Source organism: Stenotrophomonas sp. 10N36 (genome assembly GCF_056395005.1).
The window spans coordinates 35,540-59,718 of the sequence record NZ_JBFTIS010000013.1; the positions used below are offsets into that span (position 1 = coordinate 35,540).

At 68.3% G+C, this 24,179-nt stretch carries 16 protein-coding genes; 11 read left to right on the forward strand and 5 right to left on the reverse strand.

The window, feature by feature from the left end; genetic code table 11:
* Entirely contained in the window at positions 1-1,620 is a 1,620-nt protein-coding gene (prpR, locus tag AC1DCJ_RS13560) for a propionate catabolism operon regulatory protein PrpR (RefSeq protein ID WP_478071187.1), read from the reverse strand.
* Between the two features lie 160 nt (positions 1,621-1,780).
* Between prpR and prpB the strand changes: the two genes are divergently transcribed.
* From prpB to pbpC, 8 genes are all read left to right on the forward strand, one after another.
* Positions 1,781-2,671, forward strand: a complete 891-nt coding sequence (gene prpB, locus AC1DCJ_RS13565; protein ID WP_038686907.1) for a methylisocitrate lyase — start codon at positions 1,781-1,783, stop codon at positions 2,669-2,671.
* Positions 2,672-2,700: 29 nt separating this feature from the next.
* Positions 2,701-3,858: a bifunctional 2-methylcitrate synthase/citrate synthase gene (gene prpC / locus AC1DCJ_RS13570; RefSeq protein ID WP_137191615.1), complete on the forward strand. Its 1,158-nt coding sequence runs from the start codon at positions 2,701-2,703 to the stop codon at positions 3,856-3,858.
* Between the two features lie 139 nt (positions 3,859-3,997).
* The gene (acnD, locus tag AC1DCJ_RS13575; protein ID WP_478071188.1) at positions 3,998-6,613 is read left to right on the forward strand and encodes a Fe/S-dependent 2-methylisocitrate dehydratase AcnD; all 2,616 of its coding nucleotides are present in this window, start codon (positions 3,998-4,000) and stop codon (positions 6,611-6,613) included.
* A gap of 99 nt (positions 6,614-6,712) precedes the next feature.
* Positions 6,713-7,420, forward strand: coding sequence for a hypothetical protein (locus tag AC1DCJ_RS13580; protein ID WP_478071189.1), 708 nt, complete (start codon positions 6,713-6,715; stop codon positions 7,418-7,420).
* A gap of 28 nt (positions 7,421-7,448) precedes the next feature.
* Positions 7,449-8,639: a 2-methylaconitate cis-trans isomerase PrpF gene (gene prpF / locus AC1DCJ_RS13585; RefSeq protein WP_478071190.1), complete on the forward strand. Its 1,191-nt coding sequence runs from the start codon at positions 7,449-7,451 to the stop codon at positions 8,637-8,639.
* An 18-nt stretch (positions 8,640-8,657) separates the two neighbouring features.
* Positions 8,658-10,115 carry a bifunctional 2-methylcitrate dehydratase/aconitate hydratase gene (locus AC1DCJ_RS13590; RefSeq protein WP_478071191.1) on the forward strand — a complete coding sequence of 486 codons (1,458 nt, stop codon included), beginning with the start codon at positions 8,658-8,660 and terminating at the stop codon, positions 10,113-10,115.
* Between the two features lie 207 nt (positions 10,116-10,322).
* Positions 10,323-15,242, forward strand: a complete 4,920-nt coding sequence (locus AC1DCJ_RS13595; RefSeq protein ID WP_478071192.1) for an alpha-2-macroglobulin family protein — start codon at positions 10,323-10,325, stop codon at positions 15,240-15,242.
* A 55-nt stretch (positions 15,243-15,297) separates the two neighbouring features.
* Positions 15,298-17,673 carry a penicillin-binding protein 1C gene (gene pbpC / locus AC1DCJ_RS13600; RefSeq protein ID WP_478071193.1) on the forward strand — a complete coding sequence of 792 codons (2,376 nt, stop codon included), beginning with the start codon at positions 15,298-15,300 and terminating at the stop codon, positions 17,671-17,673.
* A 373-nt stretch (positions 17,674-18,046) separates the two neighbouring features.
* Here pbpC and AC1DCJ_RS13605 read toward each other — a convergent pair whose 3' ends face one another.
* Both AC1DCJ_RS13605 and AC1DCJ_RS13610 read right to left on the reverse strand, forming a co-directional pair.
* The gene (locus tag AC1DCJ_RS13605; RefSeq protein WP_038686923.1) at positions 18,047-18,634 is read right to left on the reverse strand and encodes a ferritin-like domain-containing protein; all 588 of its coding nucleotides are present in this window, start codon (positions 18,632-18,634) and stop codon (positions 18,047-18,049) included.
* A 29-nt stretch (positions 18,635-18,663) separates the two neighbouring features.
* On the reverse strand, positions 18,664-19,146 hold the full coding sequence (locus AC1DCJ_RS13610) for a redoxin family protein (protein WP_478071194.1): 483 nt from the start codon (positions 19,144-19,146) through the stop codon (positions 18,664-18,666).
* Between the two features lie 247 nt (positions 19,147-19,393).
* Between AC1DCJ_RS13610 and AC1DCJ_RS13615 the strand changes: the two genes are divergently transcribed.
* Positions 19,394-20,290, forward strand: a complete 897-nt coding sequence (locus tag AC1DCJ_RS13615; RefSeq protein ID WP_038686926.1) for a DnaJ C-terminal domain-containing protein — start codon at positions 19,394-19,396, stop codon at positions 20,288-20,290.
* Between the two features lie 204 nt (positions 20,291-20,494).
* On the opposite strand, the gene pilH is transcribed toward AC1DCJ_RS13615, so the two are convergent.
* Positions 20,495-20,878: a twitching motility response regulator PilH gene (gene pilH / locus AC1DCJ_RS13620; protein WP_128098127.1), complete on the reverse strand. Its 384-nt coding sequence runs from the start codon at positions 20,876-20,878 to the stop codon at positions 20,495-20,497.
* A gap of 89 nt (positions 20,879-20,967) precedes the next feature.
* Positions 20,968-21,963 carry a YhdH/YhfP family quinone oxidoreductase gene (locus tag AC1DCJ_RS13625; RefSeq protein ID WP_478071195.1) on the reverse strand — a complete coding sequence of 332 codons (996 nt, stop codon included), beginning with the start codon at positions 21,961-21,963 and terminating at the stop codon, positions 20,968-20,970.
* Positions 21,964-22,167: 204 nt separating this feature from the next.
* On the opposite strand from AC1DCJ_RS13625, the gene hflK reads away from it, so the two are divergent.
* Both hflK and hflC read left to right on the forward strand, forming a co-directional pair.
* Positions 22,168-23,292, forward strand: coding sequence for an FtsH protease activity modulator HflK (gene hflK / locus AC1DCJ_RS13630; protein ID WP_038686932.1), 1,125 nt, complete (start codon positions 22,168-22,170; stop codon positions 23,290-23,292).
* Positions 23,289-24,152, forward strand: coding sequence for a protease modulator HflC (gene hflC / locus AC1DCJ_RS13635; RefSeq protein ID WP_038686933.1), 864 nt, complete (start codon positions 23,289-23,291; stop codon positions 24,150-24,152). Before hflK ends, hflC begins: the two co-directional genes overlap by 4 nt.
* The last annotated feature ends 27 nt before the right edge of the window (positions 24,153-24,179 follow it).

Here is a 24,179-nt window from a genome sequence, read left to right on the forward strand (position 1 = left end):
TTATTCCGTGGTGCTGCGCAGCCAGCGCCACAGCGTGGTACGCGACACGCCCAGACGCTGGGCGACCTGCTCACGGTTACCGCCGTGGTCGTCGAGAAGCTGCTGCAGCGTGTCGTTGCCGGGGCGCGCGCCAGCGCGCTGGGCCACGCCGCCCGGCACTGCGTCGGCCGCAGCGAGCGGCGTGGTGGGAACCGATGCCAGCTCCGGCAGCCAGGCCTGCATCTGCGCCAGCGACAGCTCGCCCCGCCCATGCGGCCAATGGATGCGCAGCCGGTCGACCATGTTGCGCAGCTCGCGCACATTGCCCGGCCACGCGTAATCGCACAGTCGCTGCAAAGCCGCGGCGGCGAGCGGTGACGGCGTACCGGCCAGCAGGGTGAAGAAGTGTTCCAGCAGCAGCGGCACGTCGTCGCGGCGTTCGTGCAGGGTCGGCAACGCGATCCGCAATGCAGCCAGGCGGTAATAAAGGTCGCGGCGGAAGCGCTGGGCATCCACCAGCGATTCCAGCGTCTGCAGCGTGGCAGCAACCACGCGCACGTCCACCGGGGTAGGTTCGGTGGCACCCACGCGCAGGACTTCGCGCTCCTCCAGTACCCGCAGCAGCCGCGTCTGCAACGGCAGCGGCAATTCGCCGATCTCGTCCAGGAACAGGGTGCCGCCATCGGCCGCCTCGACCAGGCCGACACGGCCGCCGCGCCGCGCGCCGGTGAAGGCGCCTTCGGTGTAGCCGAACAGCTCCGCTTCCAGCAGCGATTCACTGATGGCCCCGCAGTTGAGCGCGATAAAACGCCCGCGCCGGCCACTGCTGCCGTGCAGTTGCCGGGCGACCAGCTCCTTGCCGGTGCCGGTCGCGCCGGTCACCAGCACCGTGCTGTCGTGCGGGGCATACAGCGCAATGCGGTCGCGGACCTGCTGCATCGCGGTGCTGTCGCCGAGCAACGCGTGGTCGGCATCGCGGCGACGGGCCGGCAGGCGACGCCGTGGCGAGGGGGCGCCCACCCGCGCCAGGGTCTGGGTGAGTTCCAGTGCGTGCTCGAACGCCTGGCGCACCGAATCGGCCGAGTACAGCAGCACCCCGGGCAGGCCCACCTGTTCGGCGTGGTCGATGGCCATGCCGGTGCCGACGATCACTTCGATGCCGTTGGCGCGCAGGTCGGCGATGCAGTCGCGTGCGTCTTCACGGGTCACGAAGCGGCGGTGTTCGATGTCCAGCCCGAAGCTGTGCTGGAAGCTGCCGAAGGTGGGCACGTCGGTGGCGTGGGTGACCAGACCGATCCGGGGCGCGATCCGGCGCGCCCGCGCCAGCGCCTCCATCAGGTCGAAGCCGTTGGCCTGGATCGGCACCAGCGGCACCTCCAGCCGGCTGCGCAGATAAGCCGCGTTGGAGCCGCCGGCGATGACCACGTCGCAGTGCTCGCGACGCAGGCGCTGGCCGATCACGTCCACCGCTTCCTCAAAGCCGAGGTTGATCGGCACGATCCGCGCGCGGCGGTCGAACTCGGGGATCACATCGCCCAGCAGCCCGGTCAGGCGCGACACGCTGACGGTCCAGATCACCGGCAGGCTGCCGGCGTCCGGGTCGGGCAGGCGGGAACGGTGGCGGGGCAGGCTGATCGACATGGCGGTGTTTCAATGTTTCAGTTCCATCCATGTTACAGGTGTTTCAATGTTGCACGGTGAAACGTGCCTGTTACCGCCCTGTCTCAATCAAATCAGACACTTGGCACTTGGCACGGCCCTTGCGCCTTCACTCCCGTCAACCACCCTGGAATGCTGCCCGATGAGCACCCCTGTTTCTTCCGCTGGCGCCCGTTTCCGCGCCGCACTGGCTGCCGAATCGCCCCTGCAGGTGATCGGCGCGATCAACGCCAACCACGCCTTGCTGGCGCAGCGCGCCGGCTACCGCGCCATCTATCTGTCCGGTGGCGGCGTCGCTGCCGGTTCGCTGGGCCTGCCGGACCTGGGCATCAACACCCTGGAAGACGTGCTGATCGACGTGCGCCGCATCACCGATGTGTGCGACCTGCCGCTGATGGTGGACATCGACACCGGCTTCGGCCCCAGCGCGTTCAACATCGCGCGCACCGTGAAGTCGCTGATCAAGGCCGGCGCCGCCGCCTGCCATATCGAAGACCAGGTCGGCGCCAAGCGCTGCGGTCACCGTCCGGGCAAGGAAATCGTCACCCAGGGCGAGATGGTCGATCGGGTGAAGGCGGCCGCCGACGCCAAGACCGACCCGGACTTCTTCCTGATCGCGCGCACCGACGCCATCCAGGTGGACGGCGTGGATGCGGCCATCGAACGTGCCATCGCCTGCGTCGAGGCCGGCGCTGACGGCATCTTCGCCGAGGCCGCCTACGACCTGGCCACCTACCGCCGCTTCGTCGACGCGGTGAAGGTGCCGGTGCTGGCCAACATCACCGAGTTCGGCAAGACCCCGCTGTTCACCCGCGACGAACTGGCCTCGGCCGGCGTTGCCATCCAGCTGTTCCCGCTGTCCGCGTTCCGCGCCGCCAACAAGGCCGCCGAGAACGTGTATGAGACCATCCGCCGCGACGGCCACCAGCGTAATGTGGTCGATGCGATGCAGACGCGCGAAGAGCTGTACGACCGTATCGGCTACCACGCCTTCGAGCAGCAGCTCGATGCGCTGTTCGCCGCCAAGAAGTAACGTCGCACCACTTGTTTTCTGGAGGGATCATGAGCGAAGCAACCACCGCCCCCGGCTTCAAGCCGAAGAAGTCCGTCGCCCTGTCCGGCACCGCTGCGGGCAACACCGCGCTGTGCACGGTGGGCCGCAGCGGCAACGACCTGCACTATCGCGGCTACGACATCCTGGACCTGGCCAACACCAGCGAGTTCGAGGAAATCGCCCACCTGCTGGTGCATGGCAAGCTGCCCACCCGCGCCGAGCTGGTGGCCTACAAGTCCAAGCTGAAGTCGCTGCGCGGCATCCCGGCCGCGGTCAAGGCCGCGCTGGAAGAACTGCCGCCGTCGGCGCACCCGATGGACGTGATGCGTACCGGTGTGTCCGTGCTGGGCTGCGTGTCGCCGGAAAAGGATGACCACAACCATCCGGGCGCGCGCGACATCGCCGACAAGCTGATGGCCTGCCTGGGCTCGATGCTGCTGTACTGGTACCACTGGAGCCACAACGGCCGCGCCATCGACGTGGAAACCGACGATGACTCCATCGGCGGCCACTTCCTGCACCTGCTGCACGGCGAGAAGCCGCAGGACTCGTGGGTGAAGGCGATGCACACCTCGCTGATCCTGTACGCCGAGCATGAATTCAATGCGTCCACCTTTGCCTGCCGCGTCATTGCTGGCACCGGCAGCGACATGTACAGCTGCATCACCGGCGGCATCGGTGCGCTGCGGGGTCCCAAGCACGGCGGCGCCAATGAAGTGGCCTTCGAAGTGCAGAAGCGCTACGACAGCCCGGACGACGCCGAGGCCGACATCAAGGCCCGCGTCGAGCGCAAGGAAGTAGTGATCGGCTTCGGCCACCCGGTGTACACCGTGAGTGACCCGCGCAACAACATCATAAAGGAAGTGGCGCGCGACCTGTCGGCCGAGCAGCAGAACGTGAAGATGTTCGACATCGCCGAGCGTCTGGAAACGGTGATGTGGGACATCAAGAAGATGTTCCCGAACCTGGACTGGTTCAGCGCGGTCAGCTATCACATGATGGGCGTGCCGACGGCGATGTTCACCCCGCTGTTCGTCATCGCACGCACCTCCGGCTGGAGCGCGCACATCATCGAGCAGCGCATCGACGGCAAGATCATCCGCCCCAGCGCCAACTACACCGGCCCGGAAGACCAGGCCTTCGTGCCGATCGACCAGCGCAAGTAAGACAGACGTACCGCACCCGTTCGCGGGTGCCTTGCGGAGCAGGCCGGCGTGATGCCGGTCTGATCCGTTGCGGCGTCGCTACTCCTTCTTCGCCGGTGTCACGACGCCCCGGCCCGCCAACAAGCAGCTATCGCCAGCCATGAATACTCAGTACCGCAAGAATCTCCCCGGCACCGCGCTGGACTATTTCGATACCCGGGCCGCGGTCGATGCGATCCAGCCCGGCGCCTATGCCACGCTGCCGTACACCTCGCGCGTGCTGGCTGAAAACCTGGTGCGCCGCTGCGACCCGGCCACCCTGGACGCGTCGTTGCGGCAGCTGATCGAGCGCCGCCAGGACCTGGATTTCCCGTGGTTCCCCGCACGCGTGGTGTGCCATGACATCCTGGGCCAGACCGCGCTGGTGGACCTGGCCGGCCTGCGGGATGCCATCGCCGATGCCGGTGGCGACCCGGCCCAGATCAACCCGGTGGTGCCGACCCAGCTGATCGTCGATCACTCGCTGGCCGTGGAATTCCCCGGCTTCGACAAGGCTGCGTTCGAGAAGAACCGCGCCATCGAGGACCGTCGCAACGAAGACCGGTTCCACTTCATCAACTGGACCAAGAAGGCGTTCAAGAACGTCGACGTGATTCCGCCGGGCAACGGGATCATGCACCAGATCAATCTGGAGAAGATGTCCCCGGTGGTGCAGGTGCGCGACGGCGTGGCCTTCCCCGATACCTGCGTGGGCACCGACAGCCACACCCCGCACGTGGACGCGCTGGGCGTGATCGCGATCGGCGTGGGCGGCCTGGAAGCCGAGAGCGTGATGCTCGGTCGCGCCTCGTGGATGCGCCTGCCCGACATCATCGGCGTGGAACTCACCGGTCGCCCGCAGCCGGGCATCACCTGCACCGACATCGTGCTGGCGCTGACCGAATACCTGCGCAAGGAGCGCGTGGTGGGGGCGTGGATCGAGTTCTTCGGTGAAGGCGCCACCGCGCTGACCATCGGCGACCGCGCCACCATTTCCAACATGACCCCGGAGTTCGGCGCCACCGCGGCGATGTTCTCCATCGACCAGCAGACCCTGGATTACCTGCGCCTGACCGGCCGCGAGGAAGCCCAGGTGCAGCTGGTGGAAACCTACGCCAAGGCCACCGGCCTGTGGTCGGAGGACCTGGCCAACGTGCAGTACGAGCGCGTGCTGCAGTTCGACCTGTCCAGCGTGGTACGCAACATGGCCGGCCCGTCCAACCCGCACAAGCGCGTGGCCACCAGCGAGCTGGCCGCACGCGGCATCGCCGATGAAGCCAAGCTGGCCTCGGGCAAGCTGGAGCAGGAGCAGGGGCTGATGCCCGATGGCGCGGTGATCATCGCCGCCATCACCAGCTGCACCAACACCAGCAACCCGCGCAACGTCATCTCCGCCGCGCTGCTGGCGCGCAACGCCAACCGCGCCGGGCTGGCCCGCAAGCCGTGGGTGAAGAGCTCGCTGGCGCCCGGTTCCAAGGCCGTGCAGCTGTACCTGGAAGAGGCCGGCCTGCTGGGCGACCTGGAAAAGATGGGCTTTGGCATCGTGGCCTTCGCCTGCACCACCTGCAACGGCATGAGCGGCGCGCTGGACCCGAAGATCCAGCAGGAAGTGATCGACCGCGACCTGTACGCCACGGCGGTGTTGTCGGGCAACCGCAACTTCGACGGGCGCATCCATCCGTATGCCAAGCAGGCGTTCCTGGCCTCGCCGCCGCTGGTGGTGGCCTACGCGATCGCCGGTACCGTGCGGTTCGATATCGAGAAGGACGCCCTGGGCCACGACGCCGATGGCAACCCGATCACGCTTAAGGACCTGTGGCCCAGCGATGCCGAGATCGATGCGGTGGTCAAGGCCTGCGTCAAGCCGGAGCAGTTCCGCCAGGTCTACGACCCGATGTTCACCTTCAAGGTGGAGCACGGCGCGCCGATCAGCCCGCTGTATGCGTGGCGCGAGCAGAGCACCTACATCCGCCGCCCGCCGTACTGGGAAGGCGCACTGGCCGGTGCGCGCTCGCTCAGTGGCATGCGTCCGCTGGCCGTGCTCGGCGACAACATCACCACCGACCACCTGTCGCCGTCCAACGCGATCATGGCCAGCAGCGCCGCCGGTGAATACCTGGCCAAGATGGGCCTGCCGGAAGAGGACTTCAATTCCTACGCCACCCACCGCGGCGACCACCTCACCGCACAGCGCGCCACCTTCGCCAACCCGAAGCTGATCAACGAAATGGCCGTGGTCGATGGCCAGGTCAAGCAGGGCTCGTTGGCGCGCGTGGAGCCGGACGGGCAGGTCACGCGCATGTGGGAGGCCATTGAAACCTACATGGCGCGCAAGCAGCCGCTGATCATCATTGCAGGTGCCGATTACGGCCAGGGCAGTTCGCGCGACTGGGCCGCCAAGGGCGTGCGTTTGGCCGGCGTGGAGGCGATCGCCGCCGAAGGCTTCGAACGCATCCACCGCACCAACCTGATCGGCATGGGCGTGCTGCCGCTGGAGTTCAAGGAGGGCGTCAACCGCAAGACCTTGGGCATCGATGGCACTGAAACCTTCGATGTGATCGGCGAACGCGTGCCGCGTGCCGAGCTGACCCTGGTGATCCACCGCCACAACGGTGAACAGCTGAAGGTGCCGGTCACCTGCCGCCTGGACACCGCCGAGGAAGTGTCCATCTACGAGGCCGGCGGGGTACTGCAGCGGTTCGCCCAGGATTTCCTGGAAGCGTCGCAGGTGGCGTGAGGGCAACACGGGCGCGCACCCGGTGTGCGCGCCCGCAGCGTCGGTGGCATGGGGCCACCGATGCGCTGGCAAGCGATACCAGACAGGACGGTCGGCGACATGTTCTACACCGTGGCGGGCATCATCAACACCGCGTTCATCCTGCTCAGCCTGGTCGGCGTGTGGGCGCAGCTGCGCAAGGTCTGGCGGCGCCGCAGCGCGGGCGCGGCCAACGGTGGCGCCACCGACATCCTGTCGCTCAACCAGTTCACGGTCAGTTTCCTGGCCTATCTGTCGTTCTTCGTCTACGGCTACACCATCCAGCCGTTCAACCACTTCATTGTCTGGCCGCGCCTGCTCGCCTCGGTGCTGGTGCTGCTGATCCTGCGCGAGATCTGGACGGACCGGCGCAGCCGCGCGGCCACCACCGGGCTGGTGCTGGCCTGCCTGGCACTGCTGTGTGCGCTGGCCGGGCTGGTTTGGGGGCAGCGCCACGTCGACGAAGGGCGGGTGCTGGCCTCGGCGATGATCGTGGCCATCACCGCGTTGCTGGCGCAGGGGTATGCGCACCAGATCCTGCTGATCTGGCGCTCCGGCCGCACCGGTGCGGTATCGCTGCGGATGAGCCAGCTGATCCTGCTGATGGATGTTTCCACGGTCGTCTTCGCCTTCGCGATGGGGCTGCACCTGGGCTGGCCGCTGTTGCTGCTGGCCGTGGTCAGCGGCAGCACCAAGCTGGCCATCCTGTGGCTGTTCCGCTGGGAGCAGCGCAGCGCCCTGGCCGCGCACAAACGTCATCCTCTTCCCGCGCTGGTCGCCCAGCGCTGATTTTTCTGAGACTTCCAAGGCATCCGTTATGACCTTCCTCCCCCAGCTCCGCATTCCGGCCACCTACCTGCGTGGTGGTACCAGCAAGGGCGTGTTCTTCCGGCTGACCGACCTGCCGGTGGCGGCGCAGGTGCCGGGCCCGGCCCGCGATGCGCTGCTGATGCGCGTGATCGGCTCGCCCGACCCGTATGGCAAGCACACCGACGGCATGGGCGGTGCCACCTCCAGCACCAGCAAGTGCGTGATCATCGCCGCCGCGTCGGTGCCCGATCATGACGTGGACTATCTGTATGGTCAGGTCGCGATCGATACCGCGTTCGTGGATTGGAGCGGCAACTGCGGCAACCTCAGCACCGCGGTAGGCCCGTTTGCGATCAGCAACGGCTTCATCGACCCGGCGCGCATCCCGCACAACGGCACCTGCACCGTGCGGATCTGGCAGGCCAATATCGGCAAGACCATCCTGGCCCACGTGCCGGTCGTGGACGGCCAGGTGCAGGAGATCGGCGATTTCGAGCTGGATGGGGTGACCTTCCCGGCGGCGGAGATCCAGCTGGAGTTCCTCGACCCGTCCGATGACGGCGACGGCGAGGGCGGGTCGATGTTCCCGACCGGCAACCTGGTCGACACCCTGGACGTGCCCGGCGTGGGCAGCTTCCAGGTGACGATGATCACCGCCGGCATCCCGACCATCTTCCTCAACGCCGCGGATCTGGGTTACACCGGCACCGAGCTGCAGCCGGCGATCAATGAGGACAAGGCGGCCCTGGCGCGTTTCGAAGCGATCCGCGCGCACGGCGCGGTGCGCATGGGGCTGATCGAGACCATCGAGCAGGCCGCGACCCGTCAGCACACACCGAAGGTCGCATTTGTCGCCCCGGCGCAGGACTACGTGTCTTCCAGCGGCAAGCAGATCGCCGCGGGCGACATCGACCTGCACGCGCGCGCGCTGTCGATGGGCAAGCTGCACCACGCGATGATGGGCACGGCGGCGGTTGCGATCGGCACCGCGGCTGCGATCCCCGGCACGCTGGTCAACCTGGCCGCCGGTGGCGGTGAGCGCGAGGCGGTGACCTTCGGGCATCCGTCCGGCACGCTGCGGGTGGGCGCACAGGCGGCGTTCGTTGACGGGCAGTGGACGGTCACCAAGGCCATCATGAGCCGCAGTGCACGCGTGCTGATGGAAGGCGCGGTGCGGGTACCCGCCGACACGGTGTAGGTTCAACAGGAGATCACGATGTCCGGTCACGACAACAGCAGCAACCAGCGACCCCCGTGGGATGCGGTCATGACCGACATCGTGGACTACGTGCGCGACGTCCGGGTGGAGTCGCCGCTGGCCTTCAGCACCGCGCGCCATTGCCTGATCGACACCCTTGGCTGCGGCCTGGCGGCCCTGGCGTTTCCCGCCTGCAGCAAGCTGCTCGGACCGCTGGTGCCTGGCACCCGGGTGGTCAACGGCGCGCGCGTGCCGGGCACGCGTTTCGAACTGGACCCGGTGCAGGCGGCCTTCAACATCGGCGCGATGGTGCGCTGGCTGGACTTCAACGACACCTGGCTGGCCGCCGAATGGGGCCATCCGTCCGACAACCTCGGCGGCATCCTGGCCACCGCCGACTGGCTCAGCCGCAACGCCGAAGCACTGCGGCGGCCGCCGCTGACCATGCGCGACGTGCTCGTGGCGATGGTCAAGGCGCATGAGATCCAGGGCTGCCTGGCGTTGGAAAACGCATTCAACCGGGTCGGGCTGGACCACGTGGTGCTGGTCAAGGTGGCCTCCACCGCCGTGGTCGCGCACCTGCTCGGGCTGGACCGCGAGCGCATGCTCAACGCGGTGTCGCTGGCCTGGGTGGACGGGCAGTCGCTGCGCACCTACCGGCACGCCCCCAACACCGGGTCGCGCAAAAGCTGGGCGGCCGGCGATGCCACCAGCCGCGCCGTGCGGCTGGCACTGATGGCCGCGGCGGGCGAGATGGGCTACCCGAGTGCGCTGACCGCACCCACGTGGGGCTTCTACGACGTCAGCTTCGGCGGGCAGCCGTTCCGCTTCCAGCGCCCGTATGGCAGCTACGTGATGGAGAACGTGCTGTTCAAGATCAGCTACCCGGCCGAATTCCACGGGCAGACCGCCGTGGAGGCGGCGATGCAACTGCATGCGCGCATGCGCGCGGCCGGCAAGCGCAGCGAGGACATCGCCCACATCACCCTGCGCACCCAGCAGGCCTGCCTGCGCATCATCGACAAGCCCGGCCCCCTGCATAACCCGGCTGACCGCGACCACTGCGTGCAGTACATGGTCGCCATCGCGCTGATCTTCGGCCGCTTGGTGGCCGAGGACTACGAGGACGACGTGGCCGCCGACCCGCGCATCGATGCGCTGCGGGCGAAGATCACCTGCGTCGAGGAGCCGCGCTACACCGCCGACTACCTGGACCCGGACAAGCGCAGCATCGCCAACGCGCTGACGTTGGCGTTCACCGACGGCAGCACCCTGGAGGCCGAGGTGGAGTACCCGCTGGGCCATGCCCGCCGCCGCGCCGAGGGCATCCCGTTGCTGGAGGACAAGTTCCGCGCCCACCTCACCGCCACCTACCCGACCCAGCAGCAGCGCCGCATCCTCGACGCCTCACTGGACCCGGTGGTGCTCGAAGCGATGCCCGTACACGACTACGTAAACCTCTACGTAGCCGTGTAGAGCCGACCGTCGGTCGGCTGCTCATCCCCGGTCGGTCAAACCAGATACCCGGTCTGCGACGCCCGATGCACGGTCGGCCACACCCCATCCCCGGTAGAGCCGACCGTTGGTCGGCTGCCCCGGACGCCACACAAACCCGACCGTCGCCCGGCTCCGCTCAAGCCGGGTCGCCCTCTATACTGGCCGCCTTGATCAAGGAGCGTCATCATGGCTAGCCGCAGTCGGGTCGGGCAGTGGAGCTGGAAGGGAATCGCGGGCCTGGCGCTGGTCGCCGGCCTGGCCCTGGGCATCGGGGGTTGCAACCGCAACAACAGCGGGCAGCTGCCCACCCCGTCCGGCGCACCGATCGCGGCCAAGGCCGAGAAGGTCAGCGAGTTCACCCTGGTGCGGGCCTACCCCGACCAGAAGGGCGACGGCGTGTCGCTGGCGCTGGAATTCTCGCGCCCGCTGGTGGGCACCCAGGACTTCGACGCGCTGGTCCGCTTCGCCGAGAAGGTGGGCACCGAGGACAGCAGCTGGACCCTGTCCGATGACGGCCTGACCCTGCGCTACCCGTTCGTCGAGGCGGCCAAGGAATACAACCTCATCGTCTCGCCCGACCTGCTGGCCGCCGATGGCAGCCGCATCGGCAAGGAGCTGCGCCAAAAGGTATTCACCGGCGAGCTCAAGCCGGTGGCCGGCTTCGCCTCGCAGGGCAGCGTGCTGCCGGCCAAGGACAGCCGGGGCCTGCCGGTGGTGTCGGTGAACGTGCAGGAAGTGGACGTGGAGTTCCTGCGCGTGCGCGAGAACCAGCTGCCCACCTTCTTCAGCCAGTACCAGCGCGGCGGGCGTCGCGGCAGCTGGGACCTGGACAGCGACTATGACGACCGCGTGCCGATGTCCAAGCTGGCCGAGCCGGTGTACGTCAACCGGTTCGTGCTGGGCGGCAAGCAGAACGAGCGCGTGCTGACCTACCTGCCCACCCAGGAGATCAAGCAGCTGCAGGAGCCCGGCCTGTACTTCGCGGTGATGAAGCGTAGCGGCTCGTTCGAAAGCGAGTTCGACACCGCCTTCTTCACCGTCAGCGACATCGGCCTGCACACCCGCGCCTACAAGGACAAGCTGTTCGTGCACACCGCCTCGCTGCAGAGCGGGGCGGCGCTGAAGAAGATCGAGCTGCGCATCCTCGACGGCAAGGGCGAGGTGGTGCTCAAGGGCAGCACCGACGGCAACGGCAATGCACTGCTCAACTACACGCTCGATGCCAGCCACGTGCTGATCGCCAGCAGCGGTGCCGACACCTCGATGCTGCCGTTCAACCAGCCGGCGCTGGACCTGAGCGAGTTCGCGGTGGCCGGGCGCGACAACGCCTGGTTCGACGTGTTCGCCTGGTCCGGCCGCGACCTGTACCGCCCCGGTGAAACGGTGCGCATCTCCGCGCTGCTGCGCGACAACGATGGCAAGCCGACCAAGCCGCAGCCGGTCTTCCTGCGCCTGAAGCAGCCGGACGGCAAGACCTTCCGCGAGACCCGCCTGCAGCCGGGCGAGCAGGGCTATTTCAGCTTCGAACAGACCATTCCGGCCGAAGCCCCGACCGGGCGCTGGCAGGTGGAATTCCGCACCAACCCGGCCAGCAAGGAAGCCATCCAGGGCATGACCCTGCGCATTGAGGAGTTCCTGCCCGAGCGCATGAAGCTGGACCTGGACAGTGTCCAGAAGACCCTCAAGCCGGGTGAGCCGCTCAAGCTGATCGCCGATGCGGCCTACCTGTACGGTGCGCCCGCCGACGGCAACCGCTTCACCGCGCGCCTGGCCGTGGCGGCCGAGCAGTCCCCGGTGGAGGCGTTGCCGGGCTACTTCTTCGGTGACCCCACCATGGCGCTGCCGCGTGAGGCACGCGACATCATCGACACCGAATTCCCCGCCGACGGCAAGCTGCGCCAGGACGTGGCGCTGCCCGACGAGGTCAAGCCGACCGCCCCGATCGCGGTGGTGGTGTCCGGCAGCGTGTACGAAACCGGCGGGCGCACCGTCACCCGCACGCTGAAGCGGGTGATGTGGCCGGCGCCGGCGCTGGTCGGCGTGCGTCCGCTGTTCAATCCCGATGACGGCGCAGATGCCAACAGCACCGCGCGCTTCGAAGTGATGCGTGTGGACGCCGCAGGCAAGCCGCAGCCGGCCAAGGGCCTGAAGATCACCCTGGTGCGCGAGCTGCGCGACTACCACTGGACCTTCAACGACAACCGCTGGGATTACGACTTCACCCGCCGCTTCGAGAACAAGGACACCCGCACCGTCGACGCCGGCACCGTGGCCACCACGGTCGACCTGCCGGTGGAGTGGGGCGAGTACCGCCTGGAGGTGTTCGATCCGACCACCGGGCTGACCAGCCGCTATCCCTTCCGCGCCGGCTGGAGCTGGAACGACGACAACCGCGGCCTGGATGCACGCCCGGACAAGATCAAGCTGGGCCTGGACAAGACCGGCTACAAGGCCGGCGACAAGGTCCGCGTCACCGTCACCCCTCCGCATGCCGGCAAGGGCATCCTGATGGTGGAAAGCGACAAGATGCTGTACGTGCAGGAGATCGACGCCAAGCCGGGCAGCACCTTCGACATCCCGGTCACCGCCGAGTGGGAGCGCCACGACGTCTACATCACCGCGCTGGTGTTCCGTGGCGGCAGTGCGCCGAGCAAGATCACCCCGGCCCGTGCAGTGGGCGTGGTGCACGTGCCGATGGACCGCAAGGCGCGCCAGATCGCGGTCGGCCTGTCGGCGCCCAAGCAGATGCGCCCCGAGCAGACCCTGCCGGTGACGGTGAGCGCGCCGCAGCTGGCGGGCAAGGTCGCGCACGTGACCGTGTCGGCGGTGGACGTGGGCATCCTCAACATCACCCGCTTCCCGGTGCCCGACGCGGCCGGCCACTTCTTCGCGCAGCGCCGCCTGGACGTGGATGCCTATGACATCTACAGCCGCGTGATCGAGAGCTTCGACGGCAGCAGCGGCAAGCTCAAGTTCGGCGGCGACATGGCGCTGGCGGCGATGCCCCAGGCCAAGCGTCCCACCGCGCGCGTGCAGACCGTGGACCTGTTCTCCGGCCCGGTGAAGCTCGATGCCAAGGGCATCGCCCGGATCGCGCTGAAGGTGCCGGACTTCAACGGCACCCTGCGGGTGTCGGCGGTGGTGTATTCCGATGACCAGTACGGCAAGCGCGATGTGGAAACGGTGGTGCGTGCGCCGATCCTGGCCGAGGCCAGCATGCCGCGGGTGATGGCGCCGGGCGACCGCAGCACGGTCACCCTGGACGTGCAGAACTTCACCGGCACGCCGGGCGAGTTCAAGGTGCAGGTCGACGGCATCGGTCCGCTCGCCCTGGGTGAACCGACCCGCACGCTGCAGCTCAAGGCCGACGCCAAGACCACCCTCAGCTTCCCGCTGACCGCGCGCGAGGGCTACACGGTGGCCAAGGTGCGGGTGCGGGTGGACGGCAACGGCTTCAAGGTGGACCGCCGCTACGACCTGCCGGTGCGCGCCGCCTGGCCGCAGATCCTGCGCTCGCAGACCCGCACGCTGGACCCGCTGGGTGCAGTGGAGATGGGCAGCGGCCTGGCCGATGGCCTGATGAGCGATTCGGTGACCGCCCGCATGCTGGTAAGTGCGCTGCCGCCGATTCCGTTTGCCAGCGCGCTCAACGACGCACTGAAGTATCCCTATGGCTGCGCCGAGCAGACCACCAGCAAGGGCTACGCGGCGCTGATGCTGGACGAGGCGACCTCGGCCATGCTCGGTGCCGACGGCCTGGATGCCAAGACCCGCCGTGAGCGCATGGAAGGCGCGTTCGGCCGGCTGGCCTCGATGCAGGTGGCCAACGGCAACTTCTCGATGTGGGGCGACGACGGCTATGTGAACCCATGGCTCACCCCATACATCGCCGAGTTCCTGCTGGATGCCAAGGACGGGGGGTTCGCGGTGCCCGACAGCGTGCTGCAGAAGGCGCTCAACCGCCTCAGCGAAGACCTGCTGTCCGGTGGCAACCAGTTCTACGGTGAAGACCGCCGCGAGAACCTCAAGTTCGCCAACCAGGCGTACTCCGGTTACGTGCTGGCGCGGGTCAACCGCGCGCCGCTGGGTACGCTGCGCGCGCTGTATGACAACGAACGCAGCAAGGCGCTGACCGGCCTGCCGCTGGTCCACCTGGGCATCGCGTTGTCGCTGCAGGGCGACCACAAGCGCGGCGATGCGGCCATTGCCGCCGGCTTTGCCAAGCCGAGCAGCGAGCGCCCGCAGTACTTCGGTGACTACGGCAGCGCGGTGCGCGACGACGCACTGATGATCGCGCTGCTGCACGAGCGCAAGCTGTCCAAGCCGGGCTATGACGCCCGTGCGGTCGACCTGGGCCGGGCCCTGGACGCACGCCGCAGCAGCAGCGGGCTGTGGTTGAGCACGCAGGAACAGGTCGCCATCGCGCGCCTGGGCAAGGCCCTGTCGGCCAACCAGAAGAAGCTGGTGTCCGGCGAACTGGCCGTGGGCGGCGACGTGGAGGCCATCGCCGCGCGCCGCCTGTTCGGGCGCAGCTTCGACTACGCCGCGCTGGCCAAGGGCGTGCGCTTCACCCCGCAAGGGGAGCCGCCGATGTTCGCCAGCCTGGACGTGGCCGGCATTCCGCGCACCGCGCCGGAACCGGACAGCCGCCACCTGGGCGTGGAACGCACCTGGTACACCACCGACGGCAAGCCGTGGACGCCGCGCGCGTTGAAGGAAGGCGAGGCGTTGATCGTGCGGGTCAGCATCACCCCGAACGTGGACATGCCCGACGCGCTGCTCACCGACCTGTTGCCGGCGGGCCTGGAGATCGAGAACTTCAACCTGGGCGACGCCAAGCAGTGGGCCGACGTGGTGGTGGACGGGCTCAACGTCAACGACCGCGGCGATGCCGCCACGCTGCGCCACGAAGAGTTCCGCGACGACCGCTACGTGGCCGCGGTGAAGCTGTCGCGGGGCAGCACCGCCAAGGTGTTCTACCTGGTGCGCGCGGTCACCCCGGGCACCTACACGGTGCCGCCGCCGCTGGTGGAAGACATGTACCGCCCCGACCTGCGTGGGGTGGGCCGCAGCTACCCGACCACGTTGACCGTGGTCCAACCGTGAGCCGGGTGCGGGCCATCGCCACCGCGATGGCCCGCACCACGCTGTCGTTCAGCCGATGACGTCATCCCCCTTCAAGCGCCTGGCACTGCGGGCGCGGCAGTGGCTGTTGCCCACGCTGCGCTGGGGCACGGTGGCCGTGCTCAGCCTGCTGCTGGTGCTGGACCTGTCCTTCCCGCCGCCGCTGCCGAAGCTGCGCGACACCAGTACCCTGGTGGTCGCCCGCGACGGCACGCCGCTGCGCGCGTTCGCCGATGCCGACGGTGTGTGGCGGTACCCGGCGTCCATCGACAGCGTGTCGCCGCTGTACCTGCAGGCCCTGCTCAATTACGAAGACCGCTGGTTCTGGCGGCACCCCGGGATCAACCCGTGGGGGTTGCTGCGCGCCGGCAAGCAATGGCTGCTGCAGGGGCGGATCGTGTCCGGCGGTTCCACCCTGACCATGCAGGTGGCGCGCATCCTCGATCCGCATACGCGCACGCCGTGGGGCAAGGCCAAGCAGATGCTGCGCGCGGTGCAGCTGGAAGTGCACCTGAGCAAGGCGCAGATCCTGGCGCTGTACCTGGAACGCGCACCGTATGGCGGCACCATCGAAGGCGTGGAGGCGGCCAGCTGGGCCTACCTGGGCAAGCCGGCCGCGCGGTTGTCGCAGGCCGAAGCGGCGTTGCTGGCGGTGTTGCCGCAGGCGCCCAGCCGACTGCGCCCGGACCGCCACCCCGAAGCGGCGCAACGTGCGCGCGACAAGGTGCTCGAGCGCATGGTCGCGCTGGGCGTGTGGAGCCGCGACGACGTGGACGATGCCCGCATCGAGCCGGTGGTCACCCGCGCACTGCAGCCACCGCTGCATGCCGCGCTGCTGGCGCAACGGCTGCGCTCGGCGCAACCGCGTGCGGCGCGGATCGAAAGCACGCTGGACATCGGCCTGCAGCGCACGCTGGAAGAACGGGTGTCGTCGTACTTTTCGCAGCTGCCTGAGCGTACCTCCGCTGCGTTGCTGGTGGTCGACAACCGCACCCTGGAGGCCCGCGCCTACGTCGGTTCGGTGGCCTTCGGCGACAAGCAGCGGCTGGGCCACGTGGACATGGTGCAGGCCTGGCGCTCGCCCGGTTCCACGCTCAAGCCGTTCCTGTACGGCATGGCGCTGGATGATGGGCTCATCCATTCGGAAAGCCTGATGGTGGACGCACCGCAGGCGTTCGGTGGTTACCGCCCGGGCAATTTCGATGCGGCGTTCAATGGCCCGGTCAGTTCGGCCACGGCACTGCGGCTGTCGCTCAACGTGCCGGCGGTAGACCTGCTGGACCGGGTTGGCTCGGCCCGCTTCGCCGCGCGGCTGTCGCACGCCGGCATCACGCTGCGCTTCCCGCACGGCAGCGCGCCCAACCTGTCGCTGATCCTGGGCGGCACCGGTGCGCGCCTGGAGGATCTGGTTGGGGCATTCGCAGGGTTCAACCGCAATGGCATCGCTGGCCGTGTGCGCTATACCGCGGCCGACCCGGTGATCGAGCGCCGCCTGATGTCGCCGGGCGCGGCGTGGATCACCCGCGAAGTGCTCGAGTCCAACCCGCGGCCCGGGTACGGCAGTGGCACCTTCGATGTTACCGGGCGCCCGCGGGTGGCGTGGAAGACCGGCACCAGCTACGGCTATCGCGATGCCTGGGCGATCGGCAGTACCCGCCACTACACCGTAGGGGTGTGGGTGGGGCGGCCCGATGGCACGCCGTTGCCCGGGCAGTACGGTGCGGTTACCGCGTTGCCGCTGATGTTCGAAGTGGTGGACAGCCTGCCTCGCCAGGCCGGCGACGCCAGCGGCGCGCCGATGCCGCCCAACGTGACCCGCGAGGCGATCTGCTGGCCGACCGGGGAGCTGGCCGAGCGCACCGAGGACGCGTTGTGCCAGCGCCGCCTGGATGCGTTCGTGCTGGACGGCGTGGTGCCGCCCACCTTCGCCGAACGCGACGCGCGGCTGTGGCAGCCGGGGCGACAACGGTTCAACGTGGACGCGCGCAGCGGCCTGCGGGTGTCGCCGGATTGCCGCCTGCCGCACGAGACCGAGGTGCGCGAGATCGCGCGTTGGCCGGCCCTGTTGTCCCCGTGGTTGCCCCTGGCACAGCGGCATGCGTCGCAGCTGCCGGCGTTGTCGCCGGACTGCAGCGACGATGGCCGCGAAAGCGGCGGCAGTCTGCACATCGAAGGCCTCAACGACCGCGCCACGCTGGCGCGCGCGCCCAATGCAGAGCATGGCGTACGCCTGCAGCTGCGCGCGCTCGGCAACGACAACAGCATCGACTGGCTGCTGGATGGTCGCTGGATCGCACGCACCGAGGGCGCGCGCCTGTTCCAGCGCGATTTCGACGAGACCGGCGAGCACACGCTTACCGCGCTCGCCTCCGATGGCGCCTGGACGCAGGTCCGGTTCCGCATCCTGCGGTAGCAACCCCGATGGCGCGTCCCGCCATGGCAACACCACGCGCAGGCATCCCGACGTCACCCACACCGATTCAACGGAATGCCCACCCATCCCAACGGCACGCGGCAATATCACCGGTAGGGTCGCGCCCCAGCCGACTGCCGATGCATATTCCACGTCCGGTAGGGCATGATCCGTATCGGAGAAGCGCAACATCACCCGTCTCCGCCACAGGTCACGCCACCACCGCATGTTGAGGGCGTATCGGCAGTCGGCTGGGGCGCGACCCTACCGGTTTGATCATCCGCGAGCAGGGGCCTGGGCAGCAGCGGTTCCGGCAGGGGGACCGGAAGAGCCGGCCAGCGGCCGGCACGTCCGGTTTCGGATGCGTGGGGCGTTATTCCCCTATCCAGCCGTCCAGCAGGTCGGCGAACTCGTCGGCGTGTTCCTCTTCCTGGGCCAGGATCTCTTCGAGGATGCGCTTGGTGGTGGTGTCCTTGTCGCCGACGAAATTGATCATTTCGCGGTAGCTGTCGATGGCGATGCGCTCGGCGATGAGGTTCTCGCGGACCATGTCGCGCAGGTCCTTGCCTTCCTTGTACTCGGCATGCGAACGCGCGGTCAGGGTGTCCGGGTTGAGATCCGGTTCGCCGCCCAGCTGCACGATGCGCTCGGCCAGCTTGCCGGCGTGCGCCTGCTCCTGCTGGGCGTGTTCCAGAAACTCACCCTTGACCGCGTCGGCGAGCATGCCCTTGGCCATGAAGTAGTGGCGGTAGTAACGCAGCACGCACACGTACTCGGTGGCCAGTGCATCGTTGAGCAGCTTGATCACCGCCTCGCGGTCGGCGCTGTAGGTCGGCGTGATCGCGCCGTCCTCGATGTCCTTGCGCGCGCGGGCACGCAGGGTGGCGGTATCGCTGATGCCGTCCGGGCCGGTGCTGCGGGTGGCGGGGGCGGGGCTGGATTGCTTGGCTGGCGTTGACATGGCTGGCCGGGTTCCTTTGTTGCGGGGGATCAGCTGGGCAGGTGCTCCAGCACGTACGTTGCCGAGGACACCTCGAACTGGCCGGGTTCCTCGATGAAGGTCTGGCGCACCACGCCGTCCTCGACGTAGAGCGCGAAGCGGCGCGACCGCAGGCCCATGCCCGAACTGCTGGCATCAATCTCCAGCCCGAGCGCGCGGGTGAACTCGCCGTTGCCGTCGGACAGCAGCTGCAGGCCGTCGGGCACGTGCTGGCTTTCGCCCCAGGCCTTCATCACGAACGGGTCGTTGACCGCCATGCAGAACACGTCGATGCCGCGGTGGCGGAAATCGGCGAAGTGCTCCACATAGCCGGGCAGGTGGCGGGCCGAACAGGTGGGCGTGAACGCGCCGGGCACGGCGAACAGCACCGCTCGGCGTCCGTCGAACAAGGCATGGGTGTCGATGGTCTCCATGCCCTCGCGGATGCGCTTGAGGGTGACTTCGGGAATGCGGTCGCCAACGTGGATGGTCATGCGGACTCCTTGGACACGGACAGCGTAGTAAGCGGGGTGGGAGGGTGGCGTCAAAACGTTGAAAAAATCGCGTGGACACCCATTTCAACGGCAGAGCAGCGCTGCCGGGGCCAGCGTAGCCGCCGCCCACTGGCCGCGCATTGCGCCGGATCAAGCCGGCGCGTCACGGCAGCGGCGCTGCCAGCGGCTAGAATTGACGGGACGGTGCCCGCCGGCGCGGGCGACCGAACTTATTCGAGGTGTATCGATGGAATTCAAGGACTACTACGCCACGCTCGGGGTGGAACCGACCGCGGGCGATGCGGAGATCAAGACGGCCTACCGCCGGTTGGCACGCAAGTACCACCCCGACGTCAGCAAAGAGGCGGGCGCGGAAGACAAGTTCAAGGCCGTGAACGAGGCCTACGAGGCCCTGCGCGACCCGCAGAAGCGTGCCGCCTACGACCAGCTCAAGGCCCAGGGCTACCGGCCGGGCGAGGAGTTCCATGCGCCGCCGAACTACGGCGGCGGGCAGGGCTTCGATTACGAGGAAGTGTTTGGGGGCGGCGCCGGCGGCGGCGGCTTCAGCGACTTCTTCGAAAGCCTGTTCGCGCGCCAGCGCGGCGGTGGCGGTGGCCGGGCCAGTGGCTTCGGCGGCGCCAGCCAGGGCCCGCAGCCCACCCGCGACACCCGCGCCAAGTTGTCGGTGCCGCTGGAAGCGGCCCACACCGGCGACAGCCTGCGCATCAACGTCAACGGCAAGCAGCTGGACGTGCGCGTGCCCAAGGGCATCCGCCCGGGCCAGGTGATCCGGCTGACCGGGCAGGGGACCGGTGGCGGCAACCTGCTGCTGGAAGTGGAATATGCCGAGCACCCGCAGTTCGAGGTGGACGGCCGCAACATCCTGTACACCCTGCAGGTGACGCCGTGGCAGGCCGCGCTGGGTACCAGCATCAGCGTGCCCACCCTGGGCGGGTCGGTGGAATTGAAGGTGCCGGCCGAATCCGATGCCGGGCGCAAGCTGCGCCTGCGCGGTCGCGGCCTGCCGGGCAACCCGGACGGCGACCAGATCGTGGAGCTGGAGATCGTGGCGCCGGCCCCGACCGAAGAGGCGCAGAAGAAGGCCTACAAGGCGCTGGCCAAGGCGTTCGGCGAGAAGGTGTGATGCCGGCGGTGCGCCGATGCATCGGCGTACCGCCCGGTGTTGCGTGCCGATCGTTGGTGCGTACCGACCGTCAGGGCGTACCGACCGTCAGGGCGTACCGACCAACGGTCGGTACCTACCGGGCCGGCCGTCGGCATCACGCCGTCGACCGGGTCGCGGTCGCGGTAGGAGCCGACCGTTGGTCGGCTCACCGTACCGTCGGCATCACGCCGTCGGCGGTTCCTGGTTGCTGAAGACCCGCTCCAGCACTTCAGACAGCTCGTCCTCGGAGAACGGCTTGGTGATGTAGGCCTTGGCCCCCTGGCGCATGCCCCACATGCGGTCGGTGTCCTGGTCCTTGGTGGTCACCAGGATCACCGGAATGTGCTTGGTGGTCGCGTCGCGGGCCAGCGTGCGGGTGGCCTGGAAACCGTTGAGGTTGGGCATCACCACGTCCATCAGCACCAGATCGGGCAGCTGCGCCCGGGCCGCTTCCACCCCGGCGGCGCCATCGGTGGCGGTCAGGATCTCGTGCCCGAGCTTTTCGACGATGCGCTGTATCCCCAGCAGCTGCGACGGTGAATCGTCGACGATCAGAATGCGTGCCATGTTGTTCCCCAGGTTATGCCCGCAGTGTAGTGCCGCGCCCGCATGGCCGGGAAGCGTCCGGCATGCCGTCCGTCGCCCACCTGCAACGCTCAGTCGATCCGCACCACCGTGCGACCCAACGCACCGCCCGCAAGCATCGCCTCGAACACGTCGGCCAATCCGTCCAGGCCTACTTCGCGCGTGCAGATCGCGTCCAGGTGGCGCGGCTTCCAGTCGCCGGCAAGCTTTTCCCACACCTGTTCGCGCAGCGCGCGCGGTGCTGCCGCCGAGGACACTCCCAGTAGTGACACGCCGCGGATGATGAAGGGCATCACCGTCATGTCCAGCGCCGGGCTGGCCGCCAGGCCGGCGCTGACCACGCTGCCGTAAGGCACCGTCTGCGCCAGCAGGCTGGCCAGCATGGGGCCGCCGGCATTGTCCAGGCCGCCGCCGAAGCGCGCCGATTCCATCGGTTTGCCCGTGGCCAGCGCCTCGCGCGGCAACACCTGGCTGGCGCCCAGCCGGTGAAGGTAGTCGGCCTGGTCGGCCTTGCCGCTGATGGCATGCACCTCGAAGCCGGCGCGGCTGAAGATGTCCACCGCCAACGAGCCGACCCCGCCGGTGGCCCCGGTGACCGCCAGCGGGCCATGCGCGGGGGTCAGCCGGTTGTCGGTCATGCGCAGCAGCGCCAGCGCGGCGGTGAAGCCGGCGGTGCCCAGTACCATCGCCTCGCGCGGGCTCAGCCCGGCCGGCTGGGCGATCACCGCACTCGCGGCCAGCCGCACGTACTGGCTGTAGCCGCCGTCCCGGGTCTCGCTGAGCCCGCAGCCGGTGGCCAGCACCGCATCGCCCTCGCGGTAGGCCGGATCGGTGGAGGACACCACCGTGCCGGCCACGTCGATGCCCCCCACCAGCGGGAAGCGGCGCAGGATGCGGCCCTTGCCGGTGCCGGCCAGGGCATCCTTGTAGTTCACCGACGACCACTGCGCGCGGATCACCACCTCGCCCGGGTTGAGCTGGTCCAGGCCGATCGCCTCGATGCCGCTGCGGTGGCCGTGCTCGTCCTGGTGGATGCGGAAGGCGTTGAAGGGGGCGGGCAGGGGCATGTGGCGGCCTCGTGGGGTGTGGAACGACACCTTACCTGCTGCCTGCGCGGGCCGGGACCCCCGGCTGGGCAGCGCATGAATCGATCCCGTTGGCCCCTTGCCCCTTCCAATCCTGCCGATCCGCCCCATCTAGTAGAATCGAACAGGATTCATGGTTGACGGTGCGGAATGGCCCGCAGGCAACCTTTCACTGATGGAGCGTGCATGGCCTGGAATACACCCGGCGGCAACAAGGGCGGACAAGGTCCCGACGAGAACCGACGAGGGCCGTTTGGCCCGCGCGGTGGCGGCAATGGCAGCGGTTGGGGCGGTTTTCCCGGCCCGCTCAAGGATCTCTTCGATGGCAACATCCTGCGTTGGGTGGCAGTCGCGGTGGTTCTGCTGCTGCTGTTCTCCAGCTTCCAGCTGATCGGCGAACAGCAGCGCGGCGTGGTCCTGCGCTTCGGCCAGTTCTCGCGGATCCTGCAGCCCGGCCCCAACTTCAAGCTGCCCTGGCCGATCGAATCGGTGACCAAGGTCAACGCCACCCAGATCAAGACGTTCAGCAGCCAGGTGCCGGTGCTGACCCGTGACGAGAACATCGTCAACGTCTCGGTCAACGTGCAGTACCGCATCGACGACCCGCGCCTGTACCTGTTTGGCACGGTGGCAGCCGACCAGGTGCTGGAGCAGTCCGCGCAGAGCGCGGTCCGCGAGCAGGTGGGCCGTGCCGACCTCAACGCCGTCCTCAACAACCGCGGCCCGCTGGCGCTGGTTGCCCAGGAACGCCTGCAGGCCGCACTGAAGGCCTACCGCACCGGCCTGGCCGTCACTGGCCTGACCCTGCCCGACGCGCGTCCGCCCGAAGAGGTCAAGCCGGCCTTCGACGAGGTCAACGGCGCCCAGCAGGTCAAGGAACGCCTGATCAACGAAGCCCAGGCCTACGCGGCCAAGGTCGTGCCCGAAGCGCGCGGCCAGGCCTCGCGTGCCCGCACCACGGCCGAAGGTTACAAGCAGGCCGCCGTGGCCAAGGCCGAGGGTGACGCCGAACGCTTCACCCTGCTGCAGGCCCAGTACAAGGACGCCCCGGAAGTCACCCGCAAGCGCCTGTGGCTGGAAACCGTGCAGCAGGTGCTCGGCCAGAACCGCAAGATCATCGGGGGCGATGGCCGCCAGCTGATCTACGTGCCGATGCCCGGCGACACCCGCGGCGCTGCCGCACCGGCCGCACCGGCCGTGACCCCGGAAGTGATGCTGCCGTCGCTGCCGGCCAGCACGCCGGTGGATGGCGTGCGCAACACCGAACGCCCGACCACCCGCCCCACCGGTCGTGAAGGAGTCAGCCGATGAAGAGTTCCCTTTGGATCGGGCTGGCCGTGGCCGCCCTGCTGGGCCTGTTGGGCTCGGTATACGTGGTCCGTGAAGACCAGACCGCGATGGTGCTCAACCTGGGCAAGGTGGTCCGTGCCGACATCAAGCCGGGCCTGCACTTCAAGGTGCCGCTGGTGGAAACGGTGCGGGTGTTCGACCGCCGCTTCCAGGTGCTGGCCACCGCGCCGGCGCGTTACTTCACCGCCGAGCAGAAGGACGTCAGCGTCGACTTCTTCGCCATCGGGTACATCTCCAACGTGCGCGATTACTACCGTGCCACCGGTGGCGATGCCAGCGTGGCCGATGCGCGCCTGGCCCCGATCATCACCGACTCGCTGCGCAACCAGATCAACTCGCGCTCGCTGCAGCAGCTGGTGTCCGGTGACCGCAGCGAGCTGATTGCCGGGCAGTTGACCGGCATCAACGAAGCGGTGAAGGGCCTCGGCATGCAGATCATCGACCTGCGCATCAAGCAGATCGACCTGCCCACCGACAGCCAGGTGATCAACGATGTGTACGAGCGCATGCGCGCCCAGCGCAAGCAGGAAGCGGCCAAGCTGCGTGCAGAGGGTGAGGAGCAGTCGCTGACCATCCGTGCCCAGGCCGACCGCGACAGCACGGTGATCGTGGCCGAAGCCGAGCGCGATGCACAGCAGCTGCGCGGTGTCGGCGATGCCGAAGCCGCGCGCATCTACGGCAAGGCCGGCTCGGCCGACCCGTCGTTCTACGCCTTCTACCGCAGCCTGGAGGCCTATCGTGGCTCGATGGCCGACGGCAATGGCGTGATCGTGCTCGACAAGAACGACCCGTTCCTGCAGTACCTCAAGAGCGATCGCTGAGGCCGCAGGCGGCAGGTAACCCACGGG

Coding starts and splice junctions, on each gene's coding strand:
- AC1DCJ_RS13590 (WP_478071191.1), top strand. CDS start 8,658: ATGTCCGGTCACGACAACAGCAGCAACCAGCGACCCCCGTGGGATGCG.
- prpC (WP_137191615.1), top strand. CDS start 2,701: ATGAGCGAAGCAACCACCGCCCCCGGCTTCAAGCCGAAGAAGTCCGTC.
- acnD (WP_478071188.1), top strand. CDS start 3,998: ATGAATACTCAGTACCGCAAGAATCTCCCCGGCACCGCGCTGGACTAT.
- hflK (WP_038686932.1), top strand. CDS start 22,168: ATGGCCTGGAATACACCCGGCGGCAACAAGGGCGGACAAGGTCCCGAC.
- hflC (WP_038686933.1), top strand. CDS start 23,289: ATGAAGAGTTCCCTTTGGATCGGGCTGGCCGTGGCCGCCCTGCTGGGC.
- pilH (WP_128098127.1), bottom strand. CDS start 20,878: ATGGCACGCATTCTGATCGTCGACGATTCACCGTCGCAGCTGCTGGGG.
- prpF (WP_478071190.1), top strand. CDS start 7,449: ATGACCTTCCTCCCCCAGCTCCGCATTCCGGCCACCTACCTGCGTGGT.
- pbpC (WP_478071193.1), top strand. CDS start 15,298: ATGACGTCATCCCCCTTCAAGCGCCTGGCACTGCGGGCGCGGCAGTGG.
- AC1DCJ_RS13605 (WP_038686923.1), bottom strand. CDS start 18,634: ATGTCAACGCCAGCCAAGCAATCCAGCCCCGCCCCCGCCACCCGCAGC.
- AC1DCJ_RS13580 (WP_478071189.1), top strand. CDS start 6,713: ATGTTCTACACCGTGGCGGGCATCATCAACACCGCGTTCATCCTGCTC.
- AC1DCJ_RS13595 (WP_478071192.1), top strand. CDS start 10,323: ATGGCTAGCCGCAGTCGGGTCGGGCAGTGGAGCTGGAAGGGAATCGCG.
- AC1DCJ_RS13610 (WP_478071194.1), bottom strand. CDS start 19,146: ATGACCATCCACGTTGGCGACCGCATTCCCGAAGTCACCCTCAAGCGC.
- AC1DCJ_RS13625 (WP_478071195.1), bottom strand. CDS start 21,963: ATGCCCCTGCCCGCCCCCTTCAACGCCTTCCGCATCCACCAGGACGAG.
- prpR (WP_478071187.1), bottom strand. CDS start 1,620: ATGTCGATCAGCCTGCCCCGCCACCGTTCCCGCCTGCCCGACCCGGAC.
- prpB (WP_038686907.1), top strand. CDS start 1,781: ATGAGCACCCCTGTTTCTTCCGCTGGCGCCCGTTTCCGCGCCGCACTG.
- AC1DCJ_RS13615 (WP_038686926.1), top strand. CDS start 19,394: ATGGAATTCAAGGACTACTACGCCACGCTCGGGGTGGAACCGACCGCG.